We start from the raw sequence: 15,862 nt of genomic DNA, 5'->3' as shown, positions 1-15,862 counted from the left end.
ATGTGATAAGGGCTATGATAGTAGCCCACTTGATTAGCGTATCGAGGCGACTTTTCTGTCCCGATTTTCCCTGATAGCTGATACCGACAGGTTTCCAGTAGCTGCCGCCTGAACATGCTCGCTCCACCAAGCCATCATCGGACGTCTACGTTCGATGTAATCCGCCCGGTTGTAGGCGCTGCGAACCTCGTCCTTGTCGACGTGAGCAAGCGCTACCTCAATCAATTCAGGATCCCAGCCTTGCTCGTTGAGGATAGTGCTGGCCATCGAGCGCATGCCGTGGCTGGCCAAGCGCCCTTCGAAACCCATGCGTTTCAGTGCCATGTTGGCGGTCTGGCTGTTGCAGTGGGGGAATACGTACTCTCGGTGTCCACTGTAGGGCTTGATCGCTTCCAGGAGCGCGAGAGCCCCGTGAGCGGGACGATATGCGTACGGTGTTGCTTCATGCGCTCGGCAGGAGTCTGTCCAAATCCTCTTCTCGATGTTGATATCCGCCCAGCGGCCAGCGGGTAATCGCAGTTCCTATTTGTGGTCGTAACGTAGATCTCTTAACGTAGATTTGATGGCATGATGATGTCAGTAACTTTTCAACGCTCATTCGTTGAATGATGATTGCTGCAATATCTTAAGCAGGGAATGCTCGTTTGATGTCGTCTCTTCCTGAGCCCAGAGGCCTGATATTCGATCTTGAGGTGGTGCCGCCCAAGAGCGGTCAGCTTGCCCGGATCATGATGGTCGGTGCCCTTCGGCCTGACTCGGGGGCAGAGCTGGAACTGAAGGTCGCTGGAAACCCGTCCCCAGCCTTGCAGCAGTTGGATGCGCTGGCCGAGGGGGCGAGCTTCGTGCTTGGGCACAACGTTATCGACCATGACCTGCCCATCTTGCGCCGACACTCGCCCGGCATGGCCTTGCATGCCTTGCCTGTCATCGACACGCTGCGTCTGTCGCCGTTGGCGTTTCCGCAGAACCCATACCACCGGTTGGTCAAGGATTACAAGCTTATCCGCGACAGCCTCAATTCGCCGCTGTCCGACTGCCGCTCGACGCTGGTTCTTTTCCAGGATCAACGCCAGGCCTTCACTCGGTTGAACGAGACCAGCCAGACAGAGCTTCTCTGCTATCAGGCGTTGCTGGCGCCGAGTATGAAGGGGGATTTGGGGGCCTTCTTCGCATCCTTGACTGGGCAGTCTCCAAAATCTGTATCCGAACTTGGCGTACTGATTGCGCAATTGCTGCAAGAGACGGATCCAGCCCTTCAGCGTGACTTGAAGGTATGCCGAGCACGGCTTGAGCAACTACTTGAGGAGGATTTACAGCGGGAGGATCTGCATTGGGCGGTGGCCTACGCACTGGCCTGGCTCCGTGTATCTGGCGGCAACTCGGTACTGGCGCCCTGGGTGCGACATCAGTTTCCGGATGTTGGCCGGCTGATCTCCGAACTGCGTGACGTGCCGTGTGAGCGAGAGGATTGTCAGTATTGCCAGACGACTCATGACCCACGTCACGAGCTCAAGCGCTATTTCGGCTTCCCTGATTTTCGCTATGAGCAGCCAGGGAAGAGTCTTCAGCACGATATCGTGCTGGCCGGCATGCGTGGCCAGCATGTACTGGCCATCCTGGCTACTGGCGGGGGCAAGTCGCTATGTTACCAATTGCCGGCGTTGAATCGGTTCCATCGTAACGGCAGCCTTACCGTCATCGTTTCGCCGTTGCAGTCGCTTATGAAGGATCAGGTCGACGGGTTGCTGGAGCGCAACGTTCAGTGCGCAGCAGCCCTGAATGGCCTATTGACCGTGCCGGAGCGTGCCGAGGTACTGGAAAAGATCCAGATGGGCGACGTCGGCATTTTGCTGGTGTCGCCCGAGCAGTTCCGCAACAAGGCTTTCCGGAGAGCGATCCGCCAGCGTCAGGTCGGTGCCTGGATTTTTGATGAGGCGCACTGCCTATCGAAATGGGGTAGCGACTTTCGGCCAGACTACCTTTATGTCTCCCGCTTCATCCGGGAGTACACCGATGACCAACCGCTGGCGCAGATCGGCTGTTTTACCGCGACGGCCAAGCCCGATGTGCTCGCGGATATCCAGAGCCACTTCAGGGAAAGCCTGGGCATTGAATTCAAGGTGTTCCCTGGAGGGCACGAGCGAACCAATCTGCATTTTGACGTGCTGCCCTGCACCAAGGCAGAGAAGTGGTCGCGTACGGATGGGTTATTGCGTGAGCACCTGGACGCTCAGGAAGGTGGTGCAGTCGTCTTCGTTTCCAGTCGCAAGAGTGCTGAGGAACTGTCCGATTTCCTGATTGGCCAAGGGTGGCCTTGCAAGCACTTCCATGCCGGTCTTGAGCCCAACACCAAAACGGATATTCAGGACGATTTCAAGGCTGGGCAACTGAGAATCATCGTTGCCACCAACGCTTTCGGGATGGGCGTGGACAAGGCTGACATCCGTCTCGTTGTTCATGCCGACATACCGGGCTCGTTGGAGAACTACCTTCAGGAGGCGGGCAGGGCTGGGCGTGATCAGGGAGATGCGCGTTGTGTGCTGTTGTACGACCCGCAAGACATTGAAACCCAGTTCGGCATGAGTGAGCGCTCGAAGCTCAGCATCCGTGACATCCAGCAGATCCTGCGCAAGTTGCGTAACGAGAGCAATCGGCGAAAGGGCGGCAAGCTGGTCATCACAGCGGGTGAAATCCTCTTGGACGATGACATTGAAACCACCTTCTCCGCGGATGAGCGTGATGCCGAAACCAAGGTCGTTACGGCGGTTGCCTGGCTGGAGCGTGGTGATTACCTCAAACGTGAGGAAAACCATACGCAGATTTTCCCGGCACGGCTGGATGTGAGCGAGGAAGAGGCCGAGAAACGTTTGCTGAAGGCCGAGTTGCCGCAACGTCGATTGGAGGAGTTCAGGGCTATTCTGCGCTTTCTCTACGGCGCCGATGCTGATGAACGGGTGAACACCGACCAGTTGATGCAGTTGACCAGTCTGGAATCGGAAGAGGTTGCCAGCGCACTCAAGCAATTGGAGGAGATGGGGCTGCTGGTCAACGACTCGCAGATAACGCTGTATGTGCGCCATGGTGTGACGGGGGCTTCCAGTCAGCGCCTGCAAAACACCCTGGAGCTGGAAAAGGCATTGCTGCAGTGCTTGCCAGAGCAGGCGCCGGACGCCGAGCAGGGCGGTTGGCAGGATCTGAATCTGCCGGCACTGACCGCTGAACTTAAGGTAACGACAGGGCTGGAGGAGCTGCTCCCGCTGCATGTGCTGCGGCTGTTGCGCAGCTTGGCCCAGGATCATGATGCCGATGATCAGCAGCGCAGTAGCTTTGAGCTCAGGCAACTCAATCGTGACTACCTCAAACTGCGCATCAAGGGTGGTCATTCCTGGGCGAAGATCGTGGGCTTTGGTGACGTGCGGCGCGTATTGGCTAGCAAGTTCCTGGAACTGTTGGTCGGTAAGCTACCGGCAGGATTGCGTGGCGCGGATCTGCTGGTCGAAACGAGTTTTGGCGAATTGCTTCAGGTGATCGAAAGCGACCTCGAACTGCCGCATCTGATTCCGCCGAACAGGCGCCGCAAGGTGATCGAGCATGTCCTGCTCTATCTGCACCGGCAGGACATTCTGGTCCTCAATCACGGCATGACGGTCATGCGCCGCGCCATGACCATCGGGGTCAAGAAGGAGGATAAGCGCAAGACCTTCCTCAAGGAGGACTACCTGCGGCTCGACGAGCACTACCGCGAGAAGCGCATCCAGGTTCACGTAATGCGCGAGTATGCCGAAGTGGCGCTGAAGGAGATGGCCGAGGCGTTGCGCCTGGTACTGGATTACTTCACCGACTCCAAGCAGGCGTTTATCAAACGCCATTTCGCGGGGCGGGAGGATGTGCTCAAGCTGGCGACCAGCGAGGAGTCATGGAAATCGATCATCGAGTCGCTGAGCACCACTCAAAAACTGATAGTCGCTGACGACGATGACATCAACCGGCTGGTATTGGCCGGGCCGGGCTCTGGCAAGACACGTGTGATTGTGCACCGCATTGCTTACCTGCTACGGGTGCGGCGAGTGCCAGCGACCAGCATTGTGGCGTTGACCTTCAACCGCCACGCGGCGAACGAGATTCGCAAGCGACTGTTGGTGCTGGTCGGGGCCGATGCCTACGGTGTCAGCGTTCTGACCTATCACAGCATGGCCATGCGGTTGACCGGTACTCGTTTTGAGCGAGGCGCTACGGTCGACGAGCGAGCTCTCAAGCAGGTATTGAGCGATGCCGTCGAGTTGCTGGAGGGTAAGCGTAATGTTGAGGGAGAAGACGACCTCCGCGAGCAGTTACTGCGCGGATACCGTTATATCCTGGTTGACGAATACCAGGACATCGACGACCTGCAATACCGTCTGGTAAGTGCTCTGGCTGGGCGGCACGCGGAAGAGGATGGCCGGTTGTGCATCATGGCGGTAGGCGATGATGACCAGAACATCTATGCCTGGCGCGATACCAACAATCGTTATATCGAGCGCTTCCGCGACGACTATGAGGCGTCGACCAGCTTCCTGGTCGATAACTACCGTTCTTCCCTGTGCATCATTGAGGCGGCCAACCGGCTCATTGGCCAGAATTCGGCTCGACTGAAAGAGGCCAATCCCATCCGGATCGACAGGGGGCGGCAGGAGCTGCCTGCCGGCGGGCTATGGGAAGAGCAGGATGAGCAGCGCAAAGGCCGGGTACTGAGATTGCTGATCGACCCGAGCGACCGTGAGCGCGGCAATCTGCAGGCTCAGGCGGCCATGGTGGAGTTGGAGCGGTTACTGGTGCTCGAGCAGGGGAGTTGGAACGGCTGTGCGGTTCTGGCTCGGACGCATCGCTATCTGTGGCCGATCCAGGCCTGGTGCGAGCAGCACGATATTCCTTATTTCCTGGCCGCAGACAAAGAAACGGCGTTACCCCTTACTCGGCAGCGAAGTTTCGTGGCTGCAATAGACTCTCTGCGAGCAATCGAAGGCGCTTTGTGCGCGGCTGACGCATGGCAGCGTTTTTCGGATAGCAATCAACTGGCGGAGGCCGAGTGGAGGAATTTCTTCCAGATAGCCTTTGAACAAATGCGAGGAGAGTTGGGCGACTGCCAGCTTGGCAGTGCTGCCTTGACCGACTGGCTTTACGACTACGCCCGTGAATTGCGTCAACAGCCGAAGGAAGGCCTCTATCTGGGCACCGTGCATTCGGCCAAAGGTCTGGAGTTCCGCCATGTCATTCTGCTGGATGGTGGCTGGAGCACGCAGGTCGATACCTTGGCTGATGAGCGACGTTTGTACTACGTGGGGATGACTCGAGCCGAACAGACCCTGACGTTGTGCGAGTTTGCTGACGGCAACCCATTCAGTCGCAGCCTGATGAAGGATGTTCAGCAGCATGAGTTTCAGGGACAACCTCTTCCTGAGCTAGAGGTGCGCTTTCAGCAACTCACGCTGAAGGAGATCGACATTGGTTTTTCCGGTCGTCAATCACCGCATGCCCGAATACATAAGGCGGTTGAGGCACTTCGCGAGGGTGATCCGCTGACGCTGAAGGAAGAGGCTGGCCGCTATCAACTGCTCGACAGGCAAGGCAACGTGGTAGGGCGAACCGCCAAGTCATTCCAGCCACAGATCGGCTTCGATCAATGCGAAGTAGCTGCCGTGGTGGTGCGGTTTACTGAGGATAGCGAGGAGCAGTATAGGGATTTGAACAAGAGTGAGCGCTGGGAGGTAGTTGTGCCGAGAGTACGAGGATAGTGGCGCGTGGTGGAATACCCCAAAATGTTGAAAGGCATGCCTCTAATAGTTTCAAATCGTTCGCTTCGTTCACTGGGGCGGGATAGAGTCCGTCTCTCAATCTAAACATTAGTCGTCGAAGAAGCTCATGTTGATTTCTCGCACTGCAGAAGCATGGATTGCAATTCGGCCAGCCTTTCCTGAGGAACTTGACTGGGCCGTTGAAAACAACGCGCGCGTTGCGAGTTCTCTCCAGGAATTCCCTGTAGCACTTGCCATGGTTCATACAACGCTAAACGATGTGGATATCTGCGAAGGCGTACCGAGCGTAGATGTACTGTCGCAGCTGAAGGCGCTACTTGGTGGTCTTGATATTTCACTGTTCAGCTTGAGACGAGTCAGATGCCTTGTGAAGTTTGAAACCGGCAAGTCGAAATCCCCGGCCAGTCTCCTCGACTCGTTCGCAGCGAATCAACTGAAGGAGGCTATTGACGTAGTGTCGGTTCTCAATCAAATAGCACGGCCGGGCTGTCTTGGCGTAGCTGGCGGCGTTGTTGTTGTAGATAACAAAATATTGTCGACTATTACGCGCCAATGGTTCATGTATGAATTACTCTCTGGCGACAGTCGCAGGATTGTTTGGCCGCAGATAGTTGATCTTAGTCTCACCCAAGTATGCTCTTGGTCTGGTGAATTGGGTGCACTCTCATCTGCTATAGCTCGTACCCGAGTTCAGAGATCCTTTGCCGCTCTCACCTATGCTCTGTCGCTACCTTCAGTTCAAGCAGGGGAGACGCTTTTCCGAGCGATGCAGGGGTTGGAGGCTTTCTTCAGCGATGGGGTCGGTGATCTCCGTCGTCAACTCTCGGAGAAGTCTCAACTCTGGCTGGGGGCGTCAGGTAAGTCGAAGAATATCGTGGGTCACTTGTATGACCTAAGGTCGTCGTACGTGCATGGCTCAGCCAATCTGAGCTACTCGTTTGGCCTCCATGACAGTTGGGAGGAGGATCGACAAACGAGCAAGAAACTTTCCGAAGGAGTTGAATTTGCCGTCAGATTACTCTTGGCAACGATTCAAAGATGTATTCGTGATCAGGTGTTTGAGTTGCAATGGAAATATGGCTATGAAGCACAGCCGATAGTAGTTAACCCATCCCGGATATTGAGGTGAGTTTTTGTTCGGCCGGGGAAGGTGGCAGCCCGTCGTTGTGTTGATGTGGCCTGAACGGGCTTGGTCAGTGAGGTTTAAGGTTATTTCGGTTGTAGCGATTTCGGAAGAAATTGCGAGTACTTGCTATGAAGTAATGCTACGCCTTCGTCCTTTGTAGCTGTGTAATCCAGCTTTTCACGGAAAGCCTCCAGTCGGGCACGTGACGCGCCGAGTATTTCACTCCAAGTAGCCAAGCCTATTTTCAAGTTTGGATCATCATGGAAGAAACCGAAGGCCTTTCCCTGCTGACGTACTGAGCGTGCTGCTTCCTCGGTCATCTCGTTTGATATGGCGAGAAATGTCCAGAAGGTGTTGTGCTTATCGAAGCGCTCATCCGCAGCTACCGCCATCGCATAGCTCTCAATCTGCGCCTTAACCTCAAGGTCAATTTTCTGTGATGGGCGCTTCAGCTCTACGACTAGGTACTCTCGGCGTGTCCGCGCATAGGCGGGAACTTCGCGGCCTAATAGCAAATCGATCACTGCCTGGGAGCCGTCATCTCGCAGCACCGCTTTCTGCTTTCTAGTTTTTTTCTCGGAAGGGCGCAACTTGGCTAGGTGCTTGCGCAATACCGTGTTCAGGTTCTCGTCGCTGCTGGTTAGTAGATATTCTTCGCCGAAAATCCAAGTCTCACTTTCTAGCATCCGGTGCAGTTGTGTACGCTCTTTAAGCTCGCGCTTTGACTCGGGGTCGAATAGAAGCTCGTGCAGCCCGGCAAGAAATTGCAGTCGGTCTGTAACCAACTTGCTTGCCTCAATAATGGCTGAAAGCGTGGTGTATTGAAGCAGGTCGGCAAGCTCAGATTGTTTCTCTTTGGGAAGATCCAATACTTCAGTCAGAATTCGCTTCAGCGCTTCCGGGTTCTCGTCGAGTGCGGTTTTGAGCATCCGGAGTGTGAACTGGCGGTTTCTCGTGTGTCCTTCGCGAAATGAGTCAAGGTACTGGTGCACGTTCAAGGCGCAGATGTCGAAGACCTCGCGTCGGGCCTGCTCCAGCTCGTCACCAGCATCTCCCGCAAACGGATAGACACCTTCGTCTTTCCATTGCTGAACCAGCTCTGATGCAGTCTCTGCTTTTCTACGGCGAAAATGAGTACGCATAGCTGAGCGAGCATTATCAACCAGGCGACGGAGATCAGTATTCAGGTCGTCTAGAGCAAGCAGATTCTCATGGTTCAGCTTGGCGATGAAGTCGGAGCGCAGGAACGCTGTGAAGTTAAACTCACTCCCAGGGCGAATACCGGCTTCAACTTCATGGAGTGCAAACCCATCATTATCGCATAGGCAGATCCGGCGTTCCTTCTTAGCAAAGCTCCATTCGACGATGTCTAGTTTTGCTTGCACTTCGGAGCCGTCTATTGCCTGAAATACTGGAAGCTCGACAGAAGCATGCGATTTCTGGACTGATTTCGGATCAATGCGCTCGTCGCGGAAGGTGATATTTGTCGCAGGATAATGGCGCAGATACAGTGCAAAAATTTCTGCAAGATGTCTGGCTGCTGCTCCGTCTTGTGAAAGCACACCCAGGGAGTCTTGAAGGTTAGTGATATGGACTCTTGTACCGTGAAAGCGGCCAGCAGGAGCGGGGTGTGCTTCTTTGATTTCGAAGTCTTGAAGGTTGCTCGCGCTGCCTTTGATGGAGTGAAGGAAGAGCTTGTCTTGGCTGTCAAAAAAAGCTGAATCCCAAGTGACATCATGCCCTAGGGCAAAGGCCTTGAATCGGCCCTTGCCGTTACGGCCGTGTAGTTTCTTTTGGGAGCCGGCAGACGCTCTGTACTCTCGTTTCCAAGAACCGCCTAGATTGCCGAAGGCTTGTTCTGCATCGTGGACTGTAATGCCGTTCCCATTGTCCAGAACTTCGATTTCTGACGGGTTACCTAACTCGTTATCTGTGACGCGGACGTGCACCTGATCTGCATCGGCATCCAGAGCATTCCAAATTAACTCAGCTAGGGCATTAACTGGTTTTCCGCGAGCAAGTGACTCAAGGTGATCGGCCTGTGCTTGCACATGAACGTACCGCACCCCGTTCTGTGGTGCTGCCATATCTTCCGTCATCACTTGCTTCATCCAATTAGTCCCATTTCGTTAGCTCAGCACGCCAGCAATTACATCATCCACGCTACTCGCTCGGCCAAAGTGCAGGTTGGCTTCATCGGTTGCAAGCAGTTTGAAGTGAGCGGTGCCGCAGTCGATCTTCGCTTGCTCAATCGGGCGCAGGTCATAATTGAACAGGCTGCTCTTGGTTTCCACCACGAAGTACAGGCGTTCAGCGCCGTCTTGCTCTACCAGTATTGCCCAGTCAGGGTTATAGCTGCCGAGCGGGGTGGGGATACGGAACCAGCCTGGCAGCTTTGCGTAAACCTTCACGGCATCGTTGTGCTCCAGCGCCTGGGCGAAGTCGCGTTCGACTGCTGAGTCGTAGACCACGTGCTCGTAGACGGATTTTTCGGTGTTGAGCAGCATGTTTTTCAGGTAGCCGGTCAGCTCCTGCTGCTCGAACAGTTCCTGAGCATAGAAACTGTCGTCACCCAGTTTCACGTACTTGATGCCGTCCACCAACGCCAGGCGCTTGCAGCGGTTGATGATTTCGCCGGAAAGCTCAATGAACTGCTGTGGGTTGCGCTTGAAGTCGTCCAAACGCTTGCTTTCTGTGAGGATGCGTACCAGCGTCCGGCGAGTCAGCTGCGTACGATCTTGCAGGTCGGTCAGAATGTCCGGCAGCTCGATATTGCTCTCGTCCAGGTTGACTGTATAAGCGCCTTTCTTCTCGCTGGCTTCTACGCCTGACTTGCCGATGGCCAGATCTGCTTTGCGCCATTGAAGGCGAGGGCGGAATACAGCAGGGGCTTTCTGTAGGTTATCGATGCAATCAGCGATCAATTTTTCGTTGTCGAAGTCAACGCGGTAGGTGGTCTGATGTTTGATCCGATCCCAAAGGGCTTTGAACTCTTCGCTCTGCAGCACGGCCTGACGGGTAGGGACAGCACGGCGCTCATCTGCATTCTTGATCTCCAGGCGGCCGGAGACCTTCTTCAATTGTTCGATGATCTGCAAGCGCTGAGCCTCGAATTCAGGCGGTAGCTGCAGCAGGCCATCTTTGAGTGCCTGCTTGAGTGAGTCCTGCACCTTGCCCTTGGCATCGACGTACTGCTGTGCTCTCAGGAAATCCCACAGTACCTTGGACTGCTCAAAACCAAGTGGCTTTGACTCGCCGTTAGCATCGGTGACTGTGACTGCTGCGAACTGGTGCTGCTCGACGATACCGAAGCGGATGCCGGTGTCTGCCTCAATCTCTTTCTGCAGGTTCTCGGCAAAGGCCTCGTAGTTCTCTGTGGCGATCACCGTAAGAGTGTTTACCTCAAAGCCACGCACTCGCTCGCCGTTCTGGTTGACGCACAGACGCAGGCCGCGGCCGATGGTTTGCCGACGCTCGCGCTCGGATTGAATGTCACGCAGCGTGCAGATTTGGAAGACATTGGGATTGTCCCAGCCTTCCTTGAGTGCTGAGTGGGAAAAGATGAACTTCAAGGGGGTACTGAAGCTGAGCAGCTTTTCCTTGTCCTTCATGATCAGGTTGTAGGCGCGCTCAGCGTTCTCTCGGTTGCCGGCGTTGTTCTCGGCGGTGTCAGACCAGCCGCCCTTTTTGTCGATGGAGAAGTAGCCGTTATGCACCTCTTCAGCGCTGTGGTTGAAGTCGACCTCGCTGAACAGGCTTTGGTAATCCGGATGCTTGGCAAGTCGCTTGTATTCTTCTTCGAAAATTGTGGCGTATACGCCTTTTACCGGATTGCCGTCAGCATCGTACTGGCGATAGCGCTCGACCGTGTCGATGAAGAACAGCGACAGCACTTTTATCCCCATGGGGCGGAAGCGTTTTTCCTTATCCAGGTGCTCCTTGATCGTGCGGCGGATCATTTCGCGCTGAATCGCTAACGGCTCCACGCCGCCGTGGATTTCACCAATGCGCAGATATTTCTCGCCACCTGGGTAGCGCAGCTCGACGAACTCTTCGCCCTTGGCGGTGTTGATTTCGCCAATACGGAGGTCTTTGTAAATGGCGCGCTTGGTGGTCTGCTCCAGATCGTCGCCGTCGTACACAGTAGCTTCTTGAGTCGCCACACCGCCGGCGGCTATAGCAACATCTAGCTCGACTTTGGCTGAAATTGTGCCGCGCTTGTTGCTTACCGCCACCAGTCGAACACGCGGCTTGTTGTGGGCGTCCTCAATCGTTGCCGAGGCCACCTCGATCTGCTTCACCAGGCGGCGCTCGTAGGCGTCGACCGCATCCAGGCGGTAGACCATGTGATGCTTGTCCACATGGGTTGCGGAATAGCGCAGGGTACACAGCGGGTTCATCGCATCCAGCGCGCTTTTGCCGGCTCCTTTTAGGCCGCCATCGACGCTCTGCGGTTCGTCGACAATCAGAATTGGGCGGGTAGCCTTGATCAGGTCGATGGGCTTCTCACCGCCGGTCTTTTCGCTGTCCTTGTAGAGGTTGTTGACGTCCTTCTTGTTGATCGCACCTACGGTGACCACCATGATCTGGATGGTCGAGCTGGTGGCAAAGTTGCGTACCTCTCCGAGCTTGTTCGAGTCGTATAGGAAGTAGTCGTAAGGCACGCCGGCATAGAGCCCCTTGAAGTGCTCCTCGGTGATCTGCAACGACTTATAGACGCCTTCCTTGATTGCCACCGAGGGCACTACGATGACGAACTTGGTAAAACCGTAGCGTTTATTCAGTTCAAAGATCGTGCGCAGGTAGACATAGGTTTTGCCTGTGCCGGTTTCCATCTCAACGGTGAAGTCGCCAGAGGTGAGCAGACCCGAAGGAGGTAGGCCGCCACGGAGCTGGATATCGCTGAGGTTTTTGTGCAGTTCGTCGTCGAGCAGCGTCAGGCGGTTGCCGACACCCAAGTCGGATTCGGCGATGCCGAGGGCATACTGCTGAGGGGAAGTTCCTTGCGAGAGATCGATGCCTGTGGGCGAGGGAGCCTTCATGGTAACCGTGAACTCGGTACGACACGCCTCTTGGCCACGGAATAGATCGCATACCGCTTCGATGGCCTGTAATTGGTAGTCGAGATCCGGCTCGAAGTGCAGTTTCATGTTCAATCCATTTTCAAACTCGCCATCAGGCAGGGGCGAGATATTTAGTCATTTAGCTCATCGACTCCCCATGCCTCGCAGCGGCATGGGGAGTCGAGTCAGGTTCATGAGAAGTCAGGCGCTTAGTGCTATCGGCTCGATCCAGCCTTTGTTCGTCAGCACATCGACGGCTATGCCGATTTGGCGCGGAGTGAACTGCTTCTTGCGAGTGTTCCAGGCGTAGGTGCGGGTGATCACGTCATCGACGCTGGTTACAGGTTCACCGTTCTTGACGATCCAATGCACTGTCGCCAGCAGCTCCAGACCGAAGGGCGTCTCGAAGCCCTCCACCAGCTCGCCGACTCGGTCGAATCGGGCTCGTGTCTCGGCATTGGCAGCCAGCAAGGCATTAGCTTCATCGACTGCCCCAGGCACCAGCGTCAACGGCTTTTCTGGGGCATCCCCGCCGTCGGCATAACCCGCGACCAGATGGCCTTCAATGGCGCGCAATACGTGACGAAGATTCTCGGCGTAGGGGCCGTAGGCGGCTTGCACGTACTTGAGGCGTAATGGCTCGCCTGCTGCCTGCATGAAGTACATCAGCTTATGTACCTCCAACAGGCTGATCGTTGGATCTAGCAGGCCGCGGACATAACGGTTCATCAGTTCCACCAGTGCGGCGCGTCCAGCGGTCATGCTTGGCACTTCGCGGCTGTGGGGCATGGTGTCTGCAGCGGGGGCGCCCTTGGGTTCGTAAACGCGTACGCGCACATCCGGCAGATCGGCCATGGCCGCCTCGATACGCGGTCGTACATCAGCCCAATCAAGCCCGCCCAGACCGCAGCCCAGCGGCGGAATGGCGATGGAGCGGATACCGCGGTGATGAATCTCGGCCACCAGGGTACTGAGCCCCGCTTCTATGTCCTGTAGGCGGCTCTTGCCGCGCCAGTGACGCTTGGTGGGGAAGTTGATGATGTAACGCGGCGACGTGAGCTGGTTGGTGTCGAACACGAACATCCGACCAGGCTGCACCTCTTCGCGCTTGCATGCAGCCTCGTAAGCCTTGAAGTTTTCCGGCCACATGTTCTTGAACTGCAAGGCAATGCCACGGCCCATCACACCGACACAGTTCACGGTGTTGATGATGGCTTCGGAGTCATCCCGCAGGATGTCGCCGCTAGTAAATTCGATCATGACAGGGTCTTCACTCAGTAATACCACTCTGGGCGTAGCTCGACCGTTGGTCTGTGCCCTTGTGCAGGCAACACATTCGCTACCTGCGTATAAATTTGCCGGGACTGTACACCGATGCGCTCGACTAGGTGCCAGGGGAAGCTGTTTTCGAGCAGAAACTCGGCCTGCTTACCTTCCTTGCACTGACGCCAGTCGCGGGCTTGCACGGCGTTCCAGTCAATCTCATTGAGCCGGGTCAGATCCGCTCTGTCTTCAAAGTAGTAGGCCCCGGCATTGGATAGCGTGAACGCCCAGCGTCTGGCTTGGGAGTTAGCCCACTGTACAGTGGCGTGCAGGTCCGCTTCCAAATGCACGATAGGCCCTTGCCCGCCCCTGTACGCTAGCTCTTGGCTTTGCCGGTAGATCAGGAAAAGCATCACTGAGCGGGGGCAGAAGTAGAACGGCACGCATTCACCCACATGCAGTGTGGGATGACTGGCCAGTCTTAGTTCTTCAAGACGGCGCTGCTTGATGTGGTTCATGCCTATGACCGTACCCGGCAGCGCCTGATTCAACAGTACTGCATCGGACAGCAAGCCAGCGCTGGCGATGATGGACGGCAGACGGTCCACGTGGCAGATGTGGTAAATCTTGGGCTGCGCGGGCACGGCCATTTTACAAGCTCCGCACGTTCTTGATACCGGCCTGGTTGAGGATTGCGGCCAGGTTGGTTTTGGCGATGTCATCGGCAAAGGCGCTGTCGCGGAACACGCAGGTGCTGTCGCTGGCAGGCGCTTGCCCTTTGTGCCAGGCAACCATGCCTTGAGCGAGCTCCTCCACCTGATCACGAGTGATCTGTTCAGCCAAGCATGCCAGCAGTACGCCACCGCCGATGCTGTACACCGTTTTTCCTGCAATCTGCTGGTGCTCGATGGGGACGCACAGGTCTAGACCGAGCTTAAGCAGCAGTTCGTAAAGAATGTCGGACTCGCTCCGGCCTTCAATAACGTGCTCTTGGTGAGCCAGAAGATCGGCCGTCAGGTCTTCTGGGGTTGGATTCCATGCCCGGATATTTGATGTGTCCAGCTTGAAAGTGCGGAATCCCGTATCACCAGAGAACATGGAGCTCTCGGCTTTGATCTTAGTCCCTGCGCGGCGTAGCCGTTCTTTTGTGATTTCTGCGATGTTCTCAAATGCGCCTGATACTATTGGCTCCGGTAGTTGAACGAGAATAAAGCGTCTATTCCCGTCGTCAGCGGAGTTTAGAGATAGAGTTGCATGCCCCGTAGTCCCTGATCCTGCGAAGAAATCTAGGACAATATCACCGGATTTGGGTGATGTTGCTAGTTGCAGAACTCGCTCTATGAGTCGGATAGGCTTTGGTGTGTCGAACGACTCGCTCTCAGGGAAAAGAGATCTTAGTTCGTTTTTCGATGTTCTATTGCTGCCGACATCCTCTTTCTTCCATAGCGTGCGAGGCGTTAGATCTGCAACCTCTGTTAAATAACGCTTAATGCTTGGGCGAGCATCTCCTTTGGGTCCCCACCAAATTCTTCCATCCGCATCTAGCTCTCTTAGCTTTTCCTCAGAGATACGCCAGAATCTTCCAGGTGGAGGAGAGAAAGATCTGCCAGTGGGTCCGGAAATCGTATATTTGCCTTTCGAGTAAGGCTTGTTGGCATAAGGATCCCCAGGGAGCCATTCACCCCTTGGGTCATTATCAGGGTTGGAGTAAATAGCGTTAGCTGCTTCAGTGCGTGGAAGCCTGTCAGGTGTCCAGCCGGGGTCCTTGGAGAAGATTAGAATATAGTCATGGTCTTCAGAGAACTGTCGTGCTGAATTTCGTGGAGAGTCAGCTTTCTCCCAGATTGCCGTTGCTGAGAAGTTTTCTTCGCCAAAAACTTCACTCACCATTGAACGCAAATGATGAATTTCATGGTCATCTATTGAAATGAAAATTGCCCCGTCAGGACTCAGTAGACTTCGTGCTAGCACGAGTCTGGGGTAGATCATGTTTAGCCAATCTGTGTGGTATCGGCCAGAGTTTTCGTTGTTAGTGCTTGTTTTGATGCCTGCTACTGATTGACCTGTTATCTCAAGATAATTTTTTATGTTGTCTTGGAAGTTATCTGGATATACGAAATCTTGGCCGGTGTTATAGGGTGGATCGATATAGATCAGCTTGACCTTGCCCGCATAGCTTTTTTGCAGCAGTTTGAGTACTTCGAGGTTATCTCCCTCGATCATTAGGTTTTGTGTGGTGTCCCAATCCACGCTTTCGTTAGGGCAGGGCAGTAGGGTGCCAGTGCTGGGCGTCAGCGCCAGTTGGCGCGCGGTGCGTTTGCCGTGCCAGTTCAGGCCGTATTTTTCATCGGCGTCCGTCACGGTGGCATCGCCGACTAGCTGTTTGAGCACGTCCTGATTGATGGCCACGCCATTGGGGCCTTCGGTGATCAGCTCAGGGAACAAGGCTTTGAGCTTCGCTATGTTTTCGGCTTTGAGGTCGGCGCTTTGCGCTTCCGGCGACTGTGCGTCGATTTTTTGCAGGGTCATTCGTTCTTTCCTTCACGGTCTGCCTGCAGATAGTGGTTTGCAGGCACGGTGTCATGCTGGCTGGCATGGTATTTCATTTCGCCAACCTT

Annotated in this window: 7 protein-coding genes and 1 pseudogene; 2 read left to right on the top strand and 6 right to left on the bottom strand. The window is 55.2% G+C overall.

Annotated elements, in window-relative coordinates; genetic code table 11:
• Positions 1-33: 33 nt before the first annotated feature.
• Positions 34-501 (bottom strand): annotated as a pseudogene (locus tag IG194_RS02710) (tyrosine-type recombinase/integrase); the annotation flags it as partial.
• A gap of 146 nt (positions 502-647) precedes the next feature.
• Between IG194_RS02710 and IG194_RS02705 the strand changes: the two are divergent.
• Together IG194_RS02705 and IG194_RS02700 are read left to right on the top strand one after the other, a co-directional pair.
• On the top strand, positions 648-5,771 hold the full coding sequence (locus IG194_RS02705; RefSeq protein WP_058487218.1) for a RecQ family ATP-dependent DNA helicase: 5,124 nt from the start codon (positions 648-650) through the stop codon (positions 5,769-5,771).
• Between the two features lie 127 nt (positions 5,772-5,898).
• Positions 5,899-6,921, top strand: coding sequence for a hypothetical protein (locus tag IG194_RS02700; RefSeq protein ID WP_141679726.1), 1,023 nt, complete (start codon positions 5,899-5,901; stop codon positions 6,919-6,921).
• A gap of 80 nt (positions 6,922-7,001) precedes the next feature.
• On the opposite strand, the gene IG194_RS02695 is transcribed toward IG194_RS02700, so the two are convergent.
• The 5 genes from IG194_RS02695 to IG194_RS02675 form a co-directional block, all read right to left on the bottom strand.
• On the bottom strand, positions 7,002-9,029 hold the full coding sequence (locus IG194_RS02695) for an ATP-binding protein (protein WP_082996238.1): 2,028 nt from the start codon (positions 9,027-9,029) through the stop codon (positions 7,002-7,004).
• An 18-nt stretch (positions 9,030-9,047) separates the two neighbouring features.
• Positions 9,048-12,068: a type III restriction-modification system endonuclease gene (locus IG194_RS02690; RefSeq protein ID WP_058487220.1), complete on the bottom strand. Its 3,021-nt coding sequence runs from the start codon at positions 12,066-12,068 to the stop codon at positions 9,048-9,050.
• A gap of 114 nt (positions 12,069-12,182) precedes the next feature.
• Positions 12,183-13,241: a macro domain-containing protein gene (locus tag IG194_RS02685; RefSeq protein ID WP_058487221.1), complete on the bottom strand. Its 1,059-nt coding sequence runs from the start codon at positions 13,239-13,241 to the stop codon at positions 12,183-12,185.
• Between the two features lie 14 nt (positions 13,242-13,255).
• Positions 13,256-13,894, bottom strand: a complete 639-nt coding sequence (locus IG194_RS02680; protein ID WP_058487222.1) for a DUF4433 domain-containing protein — start codon at positions 13,892-13,894, stop codon at positions 13,256-13,258.
• 1 nt (position 13,895) lies between these two features.
• Positions 13,896-15,773 (bottom strand): site-specific DNA-methyltransferase, encoded by a 1,878-nt coding sequence (locus IG194_RS02675; protein WP_225617162.1) that lies wholly within the window; start codon positions 15,771-15,773, stop codon positions 13,896-13,898.
• Positions 15,774-15,862: the final 89 nt, after the last annotated feature.

Origin of the sequence: Pseudomonas sp. ADPe (genome assembly GCF_014843515.1) — a bacterium.
Lineage (GTDB): Bacteria > Pseudomonadota > Gammaproteobacteria > Pseudomonadales > Pseudomonadaceae > Pseudomonas > Pseudomonas citronellolis.
This window is presented reverse-complemented; position numbering and strand designations above follow the sequence as displayed.

Bases quoted from the DNA above. Each gene is read 5' to 3' on its own strand.
- IG194_RS02705 (WP_058487218.1), top strand. From the start codon at position 648: ATGTCGTCTCTTCCTGAGCCCAGAGGCCTGATATTCGATCTTGAGGTG.
- IG194_RS02700 (WP_141679726.1), top strand. From the start codon at position 5,899: ATGTTGATTTCTCGCACTGCAGAAGCATGGATTGCAATTCGGCCAGCC.
- IG194_RS02695 (WP_082996238.1), bottom strand. From the start codon at position 9,029: ATGAAGCAAGTGATGACGGAAGATATGGCAGCACCACAGAACGGGGTG.
- IG194_RS02690 (WP_058487220.1), bottom strand. From the start codon at position 12,068: ATGAAACTGCACTTCGAGCCGGATCTCGACTACCAATTACAGGCCATC.
- IG194_RS02685 (WP_058487221.1), bottom strand. From the start codon at position 13,241: ATGATCGAATTTACTAGCGGCGACATCCTGCGGGATGACTCCGAAGCC.
- IG194_RS02680 (WP_058487222.1), bottom strand. From the start codon at position 13,894: ATGGCCGTGCCCGCGCAGCCCAAGATTTACCACATCTGCCACGTGGAC.
- IG194_RS02675 (WP_225617162.1), bottom strand. From the start codon at position 15,773: ATGACCCTGCAAAAAATCGACGCACAGTCGCCGGAAGCGCAAAGCGCC.